General features: G+C 68.9%; 18 protein-coding genes and 1 riboswitch. Of the genes, 9 read left to right on the top strand and 9 right to left on the bottom strand.

What is annotated here, in order from left to right; all coding sequences use genetic code 11:
• Positions 1-63 precede the first annotated feature (63 nt).
• Entirely contained in the window at positions 64-1,446 is a 1,383-nt protein-coding gene (locus ACIOMQ_RS07800) for a serine hydrolase domain-containing protein (RefSeq protein ID WP_362210770.1), read from the top strand.
• A gap of 196 nt (positions 1,447-1,642) precedes the next feature.
• Here ACIOMQ_RS07800 and ACIOMQ_RS07805 read toward each other — a convergent pair whose 3' ends face one another.
• Both ACIOMQ_RS07805 and ACIOMQ_RS07810 read right to left on the bottom strand, forming a co-directional pair.
• Positions 1,643-2,095 carry a GNAT family N-acetyltransferase gene (locus ACIOMQ_RS07805; RefSeq protein WP_362210767.1) on the bottom strand — a complete coding sequence of 151 codons (453 nt, stop codon included), beginning with the start codon at positions 2,093-2,095 and terminating at the stop codon, positions 1,643-1,645.
• Between the two features lie 60 nt (positions 2,096-2,155).
• Positions 2,156-2,623 (bottom strand): MarR family transcriptional regulator, encoded by a 468-nt coding sequence (locus ACIOMQ_RS07810; protein ID WP_362210764.1) that lies wholly within the window; start codon positions 2,621-2,623, stop codon positions 2,156-2,158.
• A 140-nt stretch (positions 2,624-2,763) separates the two neighbouring features.
• Between ACIOMQ_RS07810 and ACIOMQ_RS07815 the strand changes: the two genes are divergently transcribed.
• A complete protein-coding gene (locus tag ACIOMQ_RS07815; protein WP_402188219.1) occupies positions 2,764-3,975 on the top strand; it encodes an MFS transporter in 1,212 nt (403 codons plus the stop codon).
• Positions 3,976-4,089: 114 nt separating this feature from the next.
• Positions 4,090-4,515: a heme-binding protein gene (locus ACIOMQ_RS07820; RefSeq protein ID WP_402188221.1), complete on the top strand. Its 426-nt coding sequence runs from the start codon at positions 4,090-4,092 to the stop codon at positions 4,513-4,515.
• A gap of 49 nt (positions 4,516-4,564) precedes the next feature.
• On the opposite strand, the gene ACIOMQ_RS07825 is transcribed toward ACIOMQ_RS07820, so the two are convergent.
• Positions 4,565-5,434, bottom strand: coding sequence for a GNAT family N-acetyltransferase (locus ACIOMQ_RS07825; protein ID WP_402188223.1), 870 nt, complete (start codon positions 5,432-5,434; stop codon positions 4,565-4,567).
• 5 nt (positions 5,435-5,439) lie between these two features.
• Entirely contained in the window at positions 5,440-5,997 is a 558-nt protein-coding gene (locus ACIOMQ_RS07830; protein ID WP_402188225.1) for a DUF2269 domain-containing protein, read from the bottom strand.
• Between the two features lie 264 nt (positions 5,998-6,261).
• Here ACIOMQ_RS07830 and ACIOMQ_RS07835 point away from each other — a divergent pair, with 264 nt between their 5' ends.
• A complete protein-coding gene (locus ACIOMQ_RS07835; protein ID WP_401755200.1) occupies positions 6,262-7,602 on the top strand; it encodes a globin domain-containing protein in 1,341 nt (446 codons plus the stop codon).
• A gap of 77 nt (positions 7,603-7,679) precedes the next feature.
• Here the strand turns inward: ACIOMQ_RS07835 and ACIOMQ_RS07840 are convergent, their stop codons facing one another.
• The 4 genes from ACIOMQ_RS07840 to ACIOMQ_RS07855 all read right to left on the bottom strand — a co-directional run bounded on the left by ACIOMQ_RS07840 (position 7,680) and on the right by ACIOMQ_RS07855 (position 10,889).
• Positions 7,680-8,159, bottom strand: a complete 480-nt coding sequence (locus ACIOMQ_RS07840; protein WP_362210746.1) for an NUDIX hydrolase — start codon at positions 8,157-8,159, stop codon at positions 7,680-7,682.
• Positions 8,160-8,222: 63 nt separating this feature from the next.
• Positions 8,223-9,119, bottom strand: coding sequence for a LysR family transcriptional regulator (locus ACIOMQ_RS07845; protein ID WP_362210744.1), 897 nt, complete (start codon positions 9,117-9,119; stop codon positions 8,223-8,225).
• A 195-nt stretch (positions 9,120-9,314) separates the two neighbouring features.
• Positions 9,315-10,445 (bottom strand): cystathionine gamma-lyase, encoded by a 1,131-nt coding sequence (locus ACIOMQ_RS07850; protein ID WP_362210741.1) that lies wholly within the window; start codon positions 10,443-10,445, stop codon positions 9,315-9,317.
• Positions 10,446-10,511: 66 nt separating this feature from the next.
• Positions 10,512-10,889 (bottom strand): phage holin family protein, encoded by a 378-nt coding sequence (locus ACIOMQ_RS07855; protein WP_362210738.1) that lies wholly within the window; start codon positions 10,887-10,889, stop codon positions 10,512-10,514.
• A gap of 68 nt (positions 10,890-10,957) precedes the next feature.
• Between ACIOMQ_RS07855 and ACIOMQ_RS07860 the strand changes: the two genes are divergently transcribed.
• The 4 genes from ACIOMQ_RS07860 (at position 10,958) to ACIOMQ_RS07875 (ending at position 13,212) form a co-directional block, all read left to right on the top strand.
• The gene (locus ACIOMQ_RS07860; RefSeq protein ID WP_362210735.1) at positions 10,958-11,275 is read left to right on the top strand and encodes a cupin domain-containing protein; all 318 of its coding nucleotides are present in this window, start codon (positions 10,958-10,960) and stop codon (positions 11,273-11,275) included.
• A 170-nt stretch (positions 11,276-11,445) separates the two neighbouring features.
• The gene (locus tag ACIOMQ_RS07865) at positions 11,446-11,658 is read left to right on the top strand and encodes a DUF5326 family protein (protein ID WP_114249160.1); all 213 of its coding nucleotides are present in this window, start codon (positions 11,446-11,448) and stop codon (positions 11,656-11,658) included.
• A gap of 244 nt (positions 11,659-11,902) precedes the next feature.
• Positions 11,903-12,673 (top strand): helix-turn-helix domain-containing protein, encoded by a 771-nt coding sequence (locus ACIOMQ_RS07870; RefSeq protein ID WP_362210731.1) that lies wholly within the window; start codon positions 11,903-11,905, stop codon positions 12,671-12,673.
• A 101-nt stretch (positions 12,674-12,774) separates the two neighbouring features.
• Positions 12,775-13,212, top strand: a complete 438-nt coding sequence (locus ACIOMQ_RS07875) for an SsgA family sporulation/cell division regulator (RefSeq protein ID WP_266747352.1) — start codon at positions 12,775-12,777, stop codon at positions 13,210-13,212.
• A gap of 80 nt (positions 13,213-13,292) precedes the next feature.
• Here ACIOMQ_RS07875 and ACIOMQ_RS07880 read toward each other — a convergent pair whose 3' ends face one another.
• Positions 13,293-14,615 (bottom strand): YibE/F family protein, encoded by a 1,323-nt coding sequence (locus ACIOMQ_RS07880; RefSeq protein WP_401755019.1) that lies wholly within the window; start codon positions 14,613-14,615, stop codon positions 13,293-13,295.
• A gap of 70 nt (positions 14,616-14,685) precedes the next feature.
• Positions 14,686-14,819, top strand: a riboswitch (TPP riboswitch).
• Between ACIOMQ_RS07880 and thiC the strand changes: the two genes are divergently transcribed.
• Entirely contained in the window at positions 14,812-16,602 is a 1,791-nt protein-coding gene (thiC, locus tag ACIOMQ_RS07885; protein WP_401755022.1) for a phosphomethylpyrimidine synthase ThiC, read from the top strand. It overlaps the preceding riboswitch by 8 nt.
• Positions 16,603-16,659 lie beyond the last annotated feature (57 nt).

Genomic DNA, 16,659 nt, shown 5'->3' on the forward strand with positions numbered 1-16,659 from the left:
GTGTGGCCCGGGCGCTGTGAAATGGGTTCGCCACAGCTCGGGTCCTACGGGTAGTTGTTGAACATGACCTCCCCATCTGAACAGTTGCTCCCCGGTACCCGGCGCGCTCTGCTGCATCGCATCGCCATCGCGCAGTCGGAAGGCCGCGCCCCTTCGCTCGTCGCCGCGGTACAGAGGCAGGGGCAGACCGTCTGGAGCGGCACTCGCAGCTGCGTGGACGGCCACGCCCCCGACGCCGATACGCAGTTCAGGATCGGCTCGATCACCAAGACGTTCACCGCGGTGCTGGTCCTGCGGCTGCGCGACGAGGGGCTCCTGGACCTGGACGATCCGCTGGAGAAGCATCTGCCCGGTACGGGTGTTGGTGGAGTCACTGTCCACCAACTCCTGGGTCACAGCGCGGGGCTCGCAGCCGAGTCGCCCGCCCCCTGGTGGGAGAGGACTCCGGGCGCCCTGCGGCCCGAGCTCGCCGATGTACTCGGTGAGGGGACGAGGATGCACCCTCCGGGCCGCCGTCACCACTACTCGAACCCCGGCTACACGCTGCTGGGTGCGCTGGTCGAGAAGGTGCGCGGAGCGAGCTGGGCGGAGGCGCTGCGACGCGAGATCCTGGAACCGCTGGGCATGCACCGCACGAGCACCCAGCCGCAGGCACCGCACGCAGGCGGCTGGGCCGTGCATCCCTGGGCCGATGTGATGCTGCCCGAGCCGACCGAGGATCTCGGGCTGATGGCCCCGGCCGGCCAGCTCTGGTCCACCACCGGCGACCTTCTCCGCTTCGCGGCCTTTCTCGCCGAAGGGGACGACCGGGTGCTCCGTGCCGCCTCTGTGGAACAGATGCGTGAACCGTCCGCGCCGCCCGAGACCGGTGGCTGGGAGTCGCAATACGGCCTCGGTCTTCAGCTCGTACGGACGGACGGTCGCACGCTCTTCGGGCACACGGGTTCGCTGCCCGGCTTCCTGGCCACCCTGTGGGTCGACGTCGAGGACGATGTGACGGCCGTCGTCCTCGCCAACGCCACGTCGGGGCCGATGGTCGGAGGTGTTGCCGCCGATCTCGTGAAGATCGTCGCCGAGGCCGAGCCCCGCATTCCGGAGCCCTGGCGTCCTCTGCCCGCGGTGGACACGGAGCTTCTCGCGCTGACCGGTCCCTGGTACTGGGGCACGCACGCGAACATCCTGCGACTGACCTCGGACGGTGGGCTGGATCTTCAGGCTCTGCGTGGCAACGGCCGAGGCGCCCGTTTCACCGCACAACCCGACGGCACCTGGGTCGGACTCAACGGCTATTACGCGGGGGAGACGCTGCGTGTCGTCCGGAACGCCGACGGCAGCCCGAACCATCTGGATCTGGGTTCGTTCGTCTTCACGCGTGAGCCGTACGACCCCGCGGCGGCCGTACCCGGCGGTGTGGACGAAGGCGGATGGCGGGGCCTCCGAATCTGAGCCCCACGTTGTCCGCTCTCTGTCGTTTCTCCGCTGTTTCACGTGAAACGGCAGAGAGCGGACGACTCGGGCTGTCAACTCCCGTTCTGTTCGCCGCCGGTGGCGGGACCGCAGGACCGCGGGCAGCGCGGGCAGCAAGGGTCTGCCGCTCGGCACCACCCCCCCCGGACTCCGGCCTGCGGACTCCGGACTGCGATCAGAGCGCGAGCTTGAAGCCCACGTGGCTGGCGGTGAAACCCAGCCGCTCGTAGAAGCGATGAGCATCGGTCCGGGCCGCGTCGGACGTCAACTGGACCAACTGGCAGTCCTGGCGCCGGGATTCGTCCACGGCCCATTCGATCAGCCGGGTGCCGAGGCCGCTGCCGCGTTCGTCGGCATGGATGCGGACGCCCTCGATGACCGAGCGGGTGGAGCCTCGTCGGGAGAGTCCGGGGATCACGGTCAGCTGCAGGGTTCCGACGACGCGGTTTTCGCGTACGGCGACGACCAGGCGCTGGTTCGGGTCGTCCGTCAGCCGCCGGAAGGCTGCGCGGTACGGAGTGAGGTCGTCCGGCGACTCGCGCTGTGAGCCCAGCGGATCGTCGGCGAGCATGGCCACGACTGCGGGGATGTCGGCGAGAGCCGCAGGGCGTATTTCGAGATCGCTCATGATCGGCAGGTTACGCAGATCACGAGCACGGCGCGGCCGTTCTCCGGCCTCTGCGGCGGCTCACGCGACCTGTACCGGGGCCTTCAGCTCCTCGACCGCCGTGACGAGCGGGGCCAGCTCGGGGTTCCTGGCGGCTTCGTCGAGTGCGGCGCGCAGCGCGGTGTCATTGGTCGGCCGGGCTTCTGCGAGCAGGGTGAGGCCGGCCTCGGTGACGTCTGTGTAGATGCCCCGGCGGTCGGTGTCACAGAGATACCGGGTCAGCAGTCCGCGGTCCTCGAGCCGGGTGACCAGACGGGTGGTGGCGCTCTGGCTGAGCACGACGGCGTCCGCGACCTGCTTCATCTGGAGATGGCCGCCGGGACCGCTGTGCTGCCGGCTCAGGACGTCGAGCAGGGAGTACTCCCGCACGCTGAGCCCGTGCCCGGTCTGCAGCGCCCGCTCGATGCGGGCCTCGATCTTCCCGTGGAGCAAGGAGAGAGCGCACCAGCCCTGGGAGAGGGCGGTCAGTGCGGGGTCTGTCGCTGTCATGGGTCTCTCCTCCGTCTCGGAGCCGCTTGGGTCCAGGATAGGCGACCTTCGCAATAGCCCGCGCTTGCAATTAATCGGCGTCTGCAATTATTGTGGACGCTCGTAAGGCGCAGACGCAATCTTCCGGGAAGGTGAAACCCATGCCGCTCGCGCTCCTCGCCCTCGCCATCGGGGCTTTCGGTATCGGAACCACCGAGTTCGTGATCATGGGGCTGCTCCCCGAGGTTGCTGCGGACTTCCAGGTCTCGATTCCGGCCGCGGGATTCCTCGTCACGGGGTACGCCCTCGGTGTCGTCCTCGGCGCCCCGCTGATGACGGTTCTCGGCACCCGCGTCACCCGCAAGCGCATGCTCATGCTGCTGATGGGGCTGTTCGTCGTGGGCAATGTCGTCTCCGCCGTCGCCCCGGTCTTCGGCGTGATGCTCGCCGGCCGCGTGATCGCCTCGCTCGCCCACGGTGCCTTCTTCGGCATCGGATCGGTCGTGGCGGCCGATCTGGTCGCCCCGCAGAAGAAGGCCGGCGCGATCGCCATGATGTTCACCGGCCTCACCGTCGCCAATGTCGTCGGTGTACCGCTGGGCACCTACATCGGACAGAGCGTCGGCTGGCGGACCACGTTCTTCGTCGTGGCCGCGCTGGGTGTCGTCGGCCTTCTCGGTGTGGCCAGGCTCGTCCCCGAACAGCCCCGGCCCGAAGGCGTACACCTCCGGCACGAGCTGGCCGCGTTCCGCAATGTGCAGGTCCTGCTCGCCATGGCGATGACCGTGCTGGGCTTCGGCGGCGTCTTCGCCGCGATCACCTACATCACTCCGATGATGACCGAGATCGCCGGATACTCCGCGTCCTCCGTCACCTGGCTGCTGGTCCTCTTCGGGCTGGGCATGGTGGGCGGCAACCTGCTCGGCGGCAAGTTCGCCGACCGCCGTCTGATGCCGATGCTGTACGTGTCTCTGGGCGCCCTCGCCGGGGTCCTGGCCCTGTTCACCCTCACCGCCCACAACAAGATCGCGGCGGCCGTCACCATCGTCCTGATCGGGGGCCTGGGCTTCGCCACTGTGCCGCCGCTGCAGAAGCGGGTGCTCGACCAGGCCGCCGGTGCTCCCACCCTCGCCTCCGCCGTCAACATCGGTGCCTTCAACCTCGGCAACGCACTGTCGGCCTGGCTCGGTGGCCTCGTCATCGCAGCCGGCCTCGGCTACACCGCGCCCAACTGGGTGGGTGCCGCACTGGCCGCCTCCGCCCTGGTCCTCGCCGTCGTCTCCGGTGTTCTGGAACGCCGCACGGTCACCCGGAGCCGACTCGTCGCCCGGCACAGCCCCGAACCACTCGCGGCACCCACGGCCCAGTGCTGACCGCTCTCACGCCCCACACACCAAGATCCCACCCGCAAACAGCACCGCACTGCACCACACGCACTGCACCACACGCACAGCCCGCACTGCACAGCACAGCACCAAGGAGCCCCCATGAGCACCACCATTGTCGCCGTCGCCCCGCTGACCACACCGGACGCGGAGGCCCTCGTCGAAGCGGCCCGCAGTGCCGCCGAAGCCGCCGGGGTCGCCGTTGCCGTCACGGTCCTCGACGGGGGCGGTCATCTCCTGGCCTTCCGGCGGGACGACCGGGCCGTTCTCATCGCGGGCGAGACCAGTACCCGCAAGGCCTACACGGCCCTCCAGCTCGACGCTCCCACCGCCGACCTCGTCGCCGCCGTCCAGCCGGGCGGGCCCTTCCACACCCTGCCGACCGCCCTCGACCGGCCGCTGCTCTTCATCGCCGGTGGTGTCCCGGTCCATCGCGACGGCCGGCTCATCGGTGCCATCGGCGTGGGCGGAGGCGCTCCCGACCAGGATCACGGCTTCGCGAGGGCCGCCGTGAAGGCTCTCGTCTGACGCCCGTCCCACCGCCCACGGGGCGGTGACGGTCCAGCAGCCGGGTGTGTCAGCCCGTCGCCACGGTCAGCGGAGCGTAGCGACGGGCCCGGTCGCCCGGCAGGTCCGAAGCCCCGTACGTCATCACCGTGGTTCCGGAGCCCGTCCGCAGACCGCTCTCCTTGAACCAGGTGAGCAGATCCGCGTGGCGGGTGTCGATGTCCGCGCGCAGGGGCAGATCCGTCGCGCGGGCGAGCGAGGCGACGAGTGCCTGAGCCGTGGCGGTGTCGGGAGCGGTCAGCGGGCCTATCACATGCGTACGGTCGCTCGGCCAGACCGCCGCGTACCCGATGAGCTGTCCTTCGTTCTCCGCGATCCGGATGTGGTCGGCGTACGCGGGCAGGCGGGCGAGGACATGTGTCCGGTCGGCGCCGAAGACGTCCGAGTCGAGCCGGACGATGGACTGCAGGTCGTCCGCCGTGGCCGGGCGTACGGTCGCGGCGGACGCTTTGCCGCCGGTCGGCCGGAAGAATCCGGTGACCCGCTCGACGTGGCCGACGACCGAGAACCCGAGCTGTTCGTAGAGCGGTTGTCCCGCAGGTGTCGCGTACAGACTGAGGGGCATTCCCGCGGTCTCGTCGATCACGTGCCGCATCAGGAACCGGGCCACTCCCTGTCGCGCGTACCGCTCGGCGACGAGCAGCATGCCGATGGCAGCCAGTCGCGGACCGTAGGAGGTCACGACGCACGCGGCCATCAGGCCTTTGCCGCCGGGATCGTCCAGGCCGTAGCCGGTGCCTGCGGCGAGGAGCAGACCCCATCGGTGCTCGTCGCGCGGCCAGCCCCGGTCCTCGCAGAGATCAGCACAGGCGACCAGGTCGCCCAGGGTGAGACGCCGGACAGGCAATTCGGCGAGCGGGCGGGGCAGCGGGATGGGCATGAGGGTCAGGCTGTCCGACGCGGCGATCGTTCGTCCACTCCTTTACCGGCTCCGGCTTCCCGGGCTCCGGCCGTGCCGGCCCTGGCCGAGCCGCGGAGCCGTCGGCCGCGCCGGGTCATTCCCCAGGGCTTCAGCACCGATATCGCGGTGATGAACAGATACGTTGCCGTCGCCACCGACGGAGCGACGACCAGATCGATGTCGGCAGAGCCGCGCGCCGCCGCCTCGTTGATGCCGGGACGCAGCGAGAAGACCGACAGCGCCGCGGTGATCAGGGTGAGCCAGAATTTCGTCCAGACCCATCGGTGCCTGGCCAGCCCCCACGGCGTACCGAGCGCCAGGACGAGGCCGCTGAGCAGGGAGAACAGGGCTACGGGGACGATGAGCCAGTCCCCGAAGATCTTCATGGCGCGGGTGGCGGCCTGCGCGGTGGCGGGGTCGCCGGTGAGGAAGGCCGTGATTCCGAGCGTCAGTAGTCCGACGGTCAGTCCCAGCCAGCTCACGGATATCGAGACATGCGCGACGAGGAGGCTGCGGCGGGCGGAGCGGTTGAGTGGTTTCACGTGAAACACCGTGCCTGGAACGGGACACTCGGGCGTCCGACAGCGGGAGTATCCGCGCGTACCGGCCTCGGCGTACAGAGCACGCTTCTTATGGCCTTCCCGGCAAGGGCAGTTGGTGTGCCTCCCCCTGCGGCCTTCCTGGTGAGGGCAGTTGCGACCCGGTGCCGTGGCGGTGCGGAAACGGGCGGTGGCGACGGATGCACGGCTCGGCCGTGGGGCAGAGGAGCGTAACGGGAAAGCCGATTCGGATACCCGGACTTCCCGCTGTTTGTCCGGTCTGTGTCCCCGACGAGGCATGCTGGGGCGAGTAACCGCGGTCAGACGGCGGCCGACGACCGGGGGCAGCATCCGACCACGCCCGCAGACGGGGGCAGCGGGCCGCGTGGGTGCGCAGGCGACCAGAAGACGTTCGAGGCGAGGCACAGCATGGATGCTCCGGCCACCAGGTGGACCGAAGACGGAACGGGTAGATCTCCCGACGCGACCTTGATCCACCGCACCCTGGCCGAGATCGCGCCGATCGCGGATCAGGTGACTTCGTACTTCTACGCCCTGCTCTTCATCCGGCACCCCGATCTGCGTGCCCTGTTCCCGGTCGCGATGGACGTCCAGCGCGACCGCCTCCTCCGTGCGATCCTCACCGCGGCCGACCGGCTGGACGACCCCCACGCGCTCGCCGAGTACCTCGGTGAACTGGGCCGGGGGCACCGCAAGTACGGCACACTGCCCGCGCACTACCCCGCAGTGGGCGAGGCGCTTCTCGGGGCACTGAGCCGCTATGCGACCACCATCTGGGACGCGGAGACGGAAGCGGCATGGGTCCGCGCCTACACCGAGATGTCGCAGATCATGATCGATGCGGCCGCCGACGACGAGGAGCGGGCTCCCGCCTGGTGGCACGCGGAGGTCGTCTCGCACGACCTCAGGACCCGGGACATAGCGGTCCTCACGGTCCGTCCCGACCAGGTCTATCCCTTCCTCGCAGGCCAGTACGCGGCGATGGAGACCCCGTGGTGGCCTCGGAACTGGCGGCACTACTCCTTCGCCTCGGCGCCCCGCCCCGACGGTCTGCTCACCTTCCACGTCAAGGCCGTCCCGGCGGGCTGGGTCTCCAACGCCCTGGTGCACCGCGCCCGCCCCGGCGACATCGTGCGCCTGGGTCCGCCCACCGGCTCGATGACGGTCGACCACTCCACCCACAGCGGCCTGCTCTGCCTGGGCGGCGGAACGGGCATCGCGCCGATCAAGGCGCTCGTCGAGGATGTTGCCGAACATGGCGACCGGCGTCCCGTGGAGGTCTTCTACGGCGCACGCAGCGATCTCGATCTGTACGACATCGACACGATGATGCGGCTCCAGAAGACCTATCCCTGGCTGGCGGTGCGGCCGGTGGTCTCCACCGGCCGGGGGCCGGAGGGCGGTCTCAAGGGGCCGCTGCCGGAGGCGGTGCGCGCGTGCGGGCCGTGGCACGAGTACGACGCCTATCTCTCGGGCCCGCCCGGCATGATCCGCAGCGGTGTGGACGTGCTCAGGGGCATCGGCATGCCGGCCGAACGCATCCGGCACGACTCCGTCGAGGAACTGGCGGCCACCGGCCCCTTCTGACCCGGCGAGCGCCGGCCGAGCGTCCCGATGCTCCGGTCCCGCTCCCGGCGCCGGGCCCGCCGCCGCGAACGGCGGCGTCAGCCCAGGTCGGGGGCGTGCATCGCCCGTACGCCCTCGATATTGCCGTCCAGGTAGTGCCGCAGCGACAGCGGTACGAGATGAACCGCCGCGATCCCCATCCGGCTGAACGGCACCCGTACGACGTCGTACTCCCCGCAGGGGGCGTCGATCTCGGGACCGTGGCGCCGGGACAGGTCCATGGACTCCAGCCGGCAGACGAAGAAGTGCTGGACTTTCACGCCCTTCACCCCGCCGCCCTCGATGTGCTCCACGGTGTCGACGAAGCAGGGGACCACATCGGAGATCTTGGCGCCGAGCTCCTCGTCCAGCTCGCGGTGCAGGGCGTCGACGACCGTCGCGTCCTCGGCCTCGACGCCGCCGCCCGGTGTGAGCCAGTACGGATCGACCCCGGGCTTGGTGCGCTTGATGAGGATGAGGTCGTTGCCGTCGAGCAGGATGGCGCGTGCGGTGCGCTTGACCACTGGGCGTTCGGTCATGGCAAGAGAGTGGCCCACCGAACCGTTTCTGAAACACCTGACCCGCGCCGGACCGTCCTGCGCTCACCAGGCGGCGGCAGCGCGCAGCAGCCACTCGTGCGCCCGCGCGAGGTGCGGCAGTGCGAGCGTGCCGGTACGCACGGTCAGGAAGTAGGTGCGCAGCGGAGGCACGGGAGGATCGAGAAGCGCCACCACCTCGCCCCGTTCCAGCGCCCCCTCGCACAGGTAGCGCGGCAGTACGGCGAGTCCGGCGCCCGCCGCGGTGCATTCCAGTACCGCCCGCAGATCCGGTGCGATGACGGTTCCCGCGGCGGCGGGCCGGCCGTCGAAGACGGCGGCCCAGTAGCGGGAGACGAGCGGCAGGCTCTCGTGCACCTCCACGACCGGCAGCTGGTCCAGCACCACGGGCCCCTTGTGCCGCAAGGCCCCGGGCCCCAGGCGCCCGGCCCAGCGGGGCGCGGCGATCAGCACGTGTTCTTCGTCGCAGAGCGGGGTCGCGGTGAGCAGCTCACCGCGCGGACGGGCCGTGGCAATGGCCAGGTCATGATGTCCGGCGGCCAGTCCCTCCAGCGTCTCCTCGGCGTCGGTGAGGAACGTGCTGCGCAGAGCCAGGCCCTGGGCGATGAGCGGGGTGAGTGCAGGCAGGGCACGCATCGACGTGAACTCGGGTGGTCCGGCCAGATGCAGGGTCCGTACGCCCGACTCCTCGTCGAGCTCGGTCTCGGCGATCTCGACCAGCGCGTCCAGGTGGGGCGCCGCCCGGTGCGCGAGCTCGTCGCCGATGGTCGTCGCGGTCACGCCGCGGGCCCCGCGAAGGAAGAGCGGGCGGCCCAGCTGCCGCTCCAGGGTGCGGATCTGCGAGGTGACCGCGGGCTGGGAGAGGCCGAGCAGGGCGGCGGCCCTGGTGAAGGAGCCGGCTCGGTGCACCGTGACGAATGTGCGCAGCAGGGCCAGGTCCATGTCCTGTCCCCTCCCACCCTCGCGATGCTTCGGACCCGTACAACTATAAATATGTCGATAGGTCGCTGTCGCTACCGTGATTGGACACTGACGGAGAGTCAACTAGCCTTGTCCGGACGGTTCTTCGCATAGGGAACCGGGACGGTCCGAGCCACGAGGGGGGAGGCTCGGACCGTCCGTACCACCGATACCGGCTCAGCTCTCGCCGAGTGCCGCGTCCAGTGCCCGCTCCACGTCGGCCACCAGGTCGTCCGGACTTTCGGCGCCGGCCGAGAAGCGGATGAAGCCCTCCGGGACGGCGTCGCCGCCCCAGCGTGCCCGCCGCTCGGCGGTGGAGCGCACGCCGCCGAAGCTCGTCGCGTCGTCGACCAGCCGCAGCTCGGTCAGGAAGCGCTCGGCCCGCTCGCGGTCGGGGAGCACGAACGACACCACGGAGCCGAAGCGCCGCATCTGCCGGACGGCGTTCGGATACGAGGGGTCGCCGGGCAGCCCGGGGTACCGCAGACCGGTCACCCCCCGGCGTTTGCCCAGCGCCTCGGCGAGGGTCAGGGCGGTGGCGCACTGCCGGTCGATCCTCAGCTCCAGAGTGGCCAGAGAACGGTGTGCGAGCCAGGCCTCCATCGGCCCGGGGATCGCCCCGACGACCTTGCGCCAGCGCCGCACCCCCGCCGCCAGCTCCGGATCGCGGCAGGTCACATGGCCGAGCAGGATGTCTCCGTGCCCGGTCATGCCCTTGGTGTCACTGGCCACCGAGAAGTCGGCCCCCAGTTCCAGCGGGCGCTGGCCGAGCGGTGTGGCGAGGGTGTTGTCGACGGCCACCAGAGTGCCGGCCGCGTGCGCGGCCCCGACGAGCCGGCGCACGTCGCAGACATCGAGCCCCGGATTGGACGGGGTCTCGATCCACAGCAGCTTGGCGCCTTCGAGGACCGCCAGCTGGGCATCGCCGCCGGTCGGAGCGGTCCGCACCTCGACGCCGTACGCCTCCAGCTGCTCACGCACCAACGGCAGGGCCTGATATCCGTCGTCGGGCAGCACGACCACATCGCCGGTGCGCGCCTGGGAGAGCAGCACAGCCGAGACCGCCGCCATTCCGGAGGCGAAGACGGTGGTCTCGACCGGCTCGCCCGGCGCCTCCAGCTCGCCGATGGCGCGTTCCAGATGGGTCCACGTCGGATTGGTGTCCCGGCCGTAGGTGTACGGGCCGACCGGTTCACCGGAGAGATGGAAGTGCGCGGCGAAGGCCGGTCCGGGCAGGGTGGGCTCGAACTGCTCCGGTTCGGGCAGCCCGGCCCGTACTGCCCGGGTTCCGTCACCCATGGTGTCCATTCCGTTCCTCACTTCTCTCCCCGGTGTGCCACCGGTCCCGCCCGCGCTGTTCCAGTGGGTGTCGGGTCAGTCCTCGTCGGGCAGGATCACGTTCAGCGCCCACGACACGATCGAGATGATCAGGCCGCCGAGCACGGCGGTCCAGAAGCCGTGGACGTGGAAGCTCAGGCTGAACTGGCCGGCCAGCCAGGAGGTCAGCAGCAGCATGAGGGCGTTGACCACCAGGGTGATCAGCCCCAGCGTGAGGATGAAGAGCGGCAGCGTGAGCAGTTTCACGATCGGCTTGACCACGAAGTTCACCAGGCCGAAGAGCAGGGCCACCACGATCAGTGTGAGTACCTTGCGCCCGGTGCTGCCGCCGCTCAGCGTGATGTCCTGGAGCAGCCAGATGGCCACGGCCAGCGCACCTGCGTTGGCGATCGTCTTGACTACGAAATTCTTCATGTGTCTGATCGTGGCAGACATGATCGGTGGCGGACACCGGCGGTACAGAGGCAAGGGACGGACGGGCCATGAAGGCATTCAGACTGGACGAACTGGAAGCGGAACGGGCTGCGAACGACGGCGCGTATCTGCAGTTCGTGAAGGAACGGAACATGTCCGTCGGCCTGTACGCACTGGACGCCGGCGACCACGACCCGCAGCAGCCGCACAAGGAGGACGAGGTCTACTTCATCGTCAGCGGCCGCGCCTCGATCACGGTCGGCATGGAAACCACGCAGGTGGGACGAGGGAGCGTGGTGTACGTCCCCGCCGGAGTCGCCCACAAGTTCCACCACATCACCGAGGACCTGCGGGTCATGGTGGTCTTCTCCCCGCCGGAGAGCTGAGCGGCGCAGGGCTCCCGGCTTCGGGTTCCGGACTCAGGGATCCCTAGGGGGTCGATCAGGGGACTTCAAGGGCTGCGGAATCCCCGTCGGCCCCCTCCGCGCCTCTAGCATCGAGGTATCGAAGAAGCATCGGAACAGGAACTCACAGAGACGAGGCAAGGACGATGGCCGTGCGGGAGATATTCGCGGGGATGCCCTGGTGGGTGAAGTGGATCGCGGTGCCGGTCATCGCGATCGTCGTGTTCGGCGGTCTGATCGCCAGCGTGGTCGGATTCGTGATCGGTCTGCTCTTCAAGGTCCTGGTCTTCGTGATCCTGGTCGGCGGACTCGTCTTCGTCGTACGCAAGTTCATGTCGTCGTCCTCCTCGCGCGGCGACTGGTAGGACGATCGGAAGCCGACCGCGGCGATTAGCCCAGCTGAGCTAAGTAGAAGACGAAACGACACCCCTTGCGGATGCGGCCGATATGGTGGCAGTCCGCCGCCACCACCTGGGAATTAACTGTCCGTCACCACCCTGACCAGTGGTTTATACGGCGTTCGGTCTCCGAACCCCAGTCATGCGGCGGTTTGTGGGGGCGGCCCCCACAGGCGGGCTGACCGCCCGTCACCATGCCTGGGGGTGACCGTTGACCACGGCATCGAGCACTGCTGTACCGACGTTGATCGGTTCGGTTCAGCGAGCGCTGAGGCTGCTGGAAGCCGTGGGCGCCCATCGACAAGGGGCGCCCGCGAAGCAATTGGCCAGGGAAGCGGGCCTTCCCCTTCCCACCGCCTACCACCTGCTGCGCACCCTGACCCATGAGGGCTATCTACGCCGGGAGAGCGGTGTGTTTCTCTTGGGGACCGCGGCCGAGCGCCTGGTCGGGGAAGGTTCGCTGCAGAATCGTCGCAGCAGGATGACGGAGTCGCTGAGCCGCTGGCGCGACACCATCGGCGCACCGGTGTACTGCGCCGTCTACCGTGAGGGTGAGATCGAGCTCGTCGCGGTCGCCGACGCCCCCGCCACCCCCGCGGTGGCCGAGTGGGCGTCCTTCCGGGAGACCGGGCACGCCCATGCGATCGGCCAGTGTCTGCTGAGCCAGCTCGACGAGAAGGCCCGCGAGGACCATCTGGACCGGCATCCGGTGCGGCCGCTGACCCGCTACTCGGTGCGGGACCGCGCGACGCTCCTTGAGCGGTTGCGGTCATTGGAGCGGATGGAACCTGTCATCGAACGGCAGGAGTACGCCTTGGGGACGGTCTGCGCGGCCATCCCGATCACTGCCGGATTCACCGCCGCCGCGATGGCGATTTCAGTACCCCTGGAGCAGGAAGACCGGTTGCTCCCCGCAGTCGAACAACTACGTGGCGAAGTGGCCAACCTCTTGCGTTCGTTCGTGTTCTCTATCAGTATCTGAAAAATCACTCCTTGTGATCTGCTATCGCGTGCACCACGATGGCGTCAATAGGGCCACGGGGGATCATTCCTGGCCAGATTCATCTACTGCGGGGTTGAACGATGCGCGAGTCGGTTCAAGCTGAGGTCATGATGAGCTTCCTCGTTTCGGAGGAGCTCTCTTTCCGGATCCCGGTGGAGCTCCGGTATGAAGTGTGCGATCCGTATGCGATCCGGATGACCTTCCATCTGCCCGGCGACGCCCCCGTCACCTGGGCATTCGGCCGTGAGCTGCTGCTCGACGGCCTCAACAGTCCAAGTGGCGACGGCGATGTACACATTGGACCCACGGAGCCCGAGGGGCTTTCCGATGTACACATCCGGCTTCAGGTGGGCGAGGACCGCGCCCTCTTCAGGGCCGGTACGGCGCCGCTCGTGGCCTTTCTCGACCGGACGGACAAACTCGTGCCGCTCGGGCAGGAATGCACGCTGGGTGACTTCGAGGGCAACCTGGAGGAGGCCCTGGGCCGGATCCTGGCCGAGGAGCAGAACGCCGGCTGAAGAACACGGCGTCGCAGACCGGCCCGCCGGTCGAACGCGACACCTGCCGAACGGGTGAATCGCTCTCCGTACGGGGGCGTTCAAGGCTTCGTCCTGCGACGGCGGCCTCTCCCGGTCCGTACGGGTGCTGGAGCTCCGGCTTCCGCGCCGAGCCCTGTGCGGTCCGCGGAGACGACCAGCGCGGCGAGCACTGTCGTCACCGGCACCGAGGCGACCAGTCCGATCGAGCCGACCAGCGTCCGCACGATCTCCTCCGCCACCAGTTCGCTGTTGGCCACTGTCCCCACGCTGCTCTGGGCGATCGAGAACAGCAGCAGCAGCGGCAGCGCGGCGCCCGCGTAGGCGAGCACCAGCGTGTTGACGACCGAGGCGATGTGGTCGCGCCCGATCCTGATCGCCGCCCGGTAGAGCCCCCGCGCGCCCATCGTCGGGTTCGCCTGGTGCAGCTCCCAGACCGCCGATGTCTGGGTGACCGTCACGTCGTCGAGTACCCCGAGCGAACCGATGATGACACCGGCCAGCAGCAGGCCGCTCATGTCGATGTGCGGGTACAGGCCGTGGATGAGGCCGGTGCTGTCGTCGGTGTTGCCGGTCAGGCTCGCCCAGCCGATGAAGAGCGATCCGAGCAGTCCGATCAGCAGGAGCGAGATCAGTGTGCCGATCACCGCGACCGAGGTGCGCGCGGTCAGACCGTGGCACATGTAGAGCGCGATCAGCATGATCGCACTGGCCCCGATCACCGCGACGAGCAGGGGATTCGAACCCTGGAGGATGGCCGGGAGGATGAACAGGGTCAGCACGGCGAACGACACGGCGAGCGCGATCAGTGCCATCACTCCACGCATCCTGCCCACCGCGACCACGACCAGGGCGAAGATCCCGGCCAGCAGTGTCATCGGGAACTTCCGGTTCACATCCGTCACCGAGTACTGCAGGTCATGGGGCGCGTCGGGCGCGTAGGCCACGACCACGCCCTGCCCCTCGCGCAACTGACGCGGTGCGTCGGGCTGGACGATCTCGACGAAGGTCCGGCCCTTGTCGTGACCGGTCGTCACCTCGACGGTGGCCTTCTCGCACAGCCCCGGCCCGCTCCCCGACGGCGGGATGGTCTCGCCGCTGGTGGGCATCTGGGCGGCGTTCACTTCCTTGCAGTCCACCTTGTCGACGTTCACCACCTTTCCCTGCTGGGTCTGCCGGTCGAAACCGACACCGGTCCGCTCGTGCGGTGGCGCACCGCCCGGCCAGAGCACCGCCAGGCCGACGACGACCGCGGCGGCGAACGGGATGAGTACGGCCGCGATCACCTTGCGCAGATGCTTGGAGACGGGCGCGGCAGGACCATGACTGTGCGAGTGGCCGTGCTGATGGCCCTGTGGGTCGGGGTCGATATGGGGGGACGTCACCGGCCGATCATCGCAAGAAGGGAAGGGCCCTCTGTTCATCGCGCCGGACGGGGCGCTAGCGTGGAGGAACCTTTGCACACGCGGGAGCTCGGAGCACCGGGCTGAGAGGGCGCTGATATCCGTACGCCTGTACGGGACAGGCTGCGCCGACCGCCGAACCTGTTACCGGGTAATGCCGGCGTAGGGAGTAGGTCTCATGACCACATCGGACGCACGCACGCCTGCCTCGAACCAGAGCGACGAGGCCGGGAAGTCCATCGGCTGGCACAAGGGATACGTCCAGGGTTCACGCCCGGACCTCCGGGTGCCGGTCCGTCAGGTGCACCTCACCAACGGCAAGGACGTGACGCTGTACGACACGTCGGGGCCGTACACCGATCCCACCACGGAGACCGATGTCCGTCGCGGACTCGCACCGCTGCGGGAGAACTGGATCATCGCGCGCGGCGACACCGAGGAGTACCCGGGCCGCCCCGCCCGCCCCGAGGACGACGGGCTCAAGCACACCTCGCCGCGTGGCGGGCTGCGCAACCTCGACGCCGTCTTCCCCGGCCGGCCGCGGCTGCCCCGCCGCAGCCGGGACGGGCAGCCGGTGACCCAGCTCGCGTACGCCCGCCGGGGCGAGATCACCCCGGAGATGGAGTACGTGGCGATCCGGGAGAGCGTCGAGCCCGAGGTGGTGCGCGAGGAGATCGCCGCCGGCCGGGCCGTGCTGCCGGCCAACGTCAACCACCCCGAGATCGAACCGATGATCATCGGGAAGCGGTTCCTGGTGAAGGTCAATGCCAACATCGGCAACTCCGCGGTGACGTCCTCCATCGAGGAGGAGGTGGAGAAGATGACGTGGGCGACGCGGTGGGGCGCCGACACGGTCATGGACCTTTCCACCGGACGCAACATTCACACCACCCGTGAGTGGGTTCTGCGCAACTCCCCCGTGCCGATCGGCACCGTTCCCCTCTACCAGGCCCTCGAAAAGGTCGACGGCCGGGCCGAGGAGCTGACCTGGGAGATCTACAAGGACACCGTCATCGAGCAGGCCGAGCAGGGCGTCGACTACATGACGGTCCACGCCGGCGTGCGCCTGCCGTACGTCCCGCTGACCGCTCGACGCAAGACCGGCATCGTCTCCCGCGGCGGCTCGATCATGGCCGCGTGGTGCCTGGCGCACCACAAGGAGTCGTTCCTGTACGAGCACTTCGAGGAGCTCTGCGAGATCCTCGCCGGCTACGACGTGACGTACTCGCTGGGCGACGGTCTGCGCCCCGGCTCGATCGCCGACGCCAACGACGAGGCGCAGTTCGCCGAACTGCGCACGCTCGGCGAACTGAACACGATCGCCAAGCGGTTCGGCGTCCAGACCATGATCGAGGGGCCGGGCCATGTCCCGATGCACAAGATCAAGGAGAACATCGACCTCCAGCAGGAGATCTGCGAGGAGGCGCCGTTCTACACGCTCGGCCCGCTGACCACCGATGTCGCGCCGGCGTACGACCACATCACCTCGGGCATCGGCGCGGCGATGATCGCCTGGTGGGGCACGGCGATGCTCTGCTACGTCACGCCCAAGGAGCACCTCGGCCTGCCCAACCGCGACGATGTGAAGACCGGCGTCATCACGTACAAGATCGCGGCGCATGCGGCGGACCTCGCCAAGGGGCACCCGGGGGCGCAGGACTGGGACGACGCGCTCTCCGACGCCCGTTTCGAATTCCGCTGGGAGGACCAGTTCAATCTGGCTCTCGACCCGGTCACGGCACGGGAGTTCCACGACGAGACGCTGCCCGCCGAACCGGCGAAGACGGCGCACTTCTGCTCGATGTGCGGCCCGAAATTCTGTTCGATGAAGATTAGTAGAAGCATCACAGAGCAGTTCGGCGGTGAGGCGCCTGTGAACAGCGAGGATGATGTCACGGCCGGGATGCTGGCGAAGTCCGCCGAGTTCGCCGCTCAGGGCAACCGGTTGTACCTGCCGATTGCGGAGTGATCAGCCTCCTTCCCGCTGTCCTCCGGCTCGCGTGTCGAGGGACAGCAGGGCGGGAAG

The organism is Streptomyces sp. NPDC087845, from assembly GCF_044742755.1.
Classification (GTDB): Bacteria; Actinomycetota; Actinomycetes; order Streptomycetales; family Streptomycetaceae; genus Streptomyces.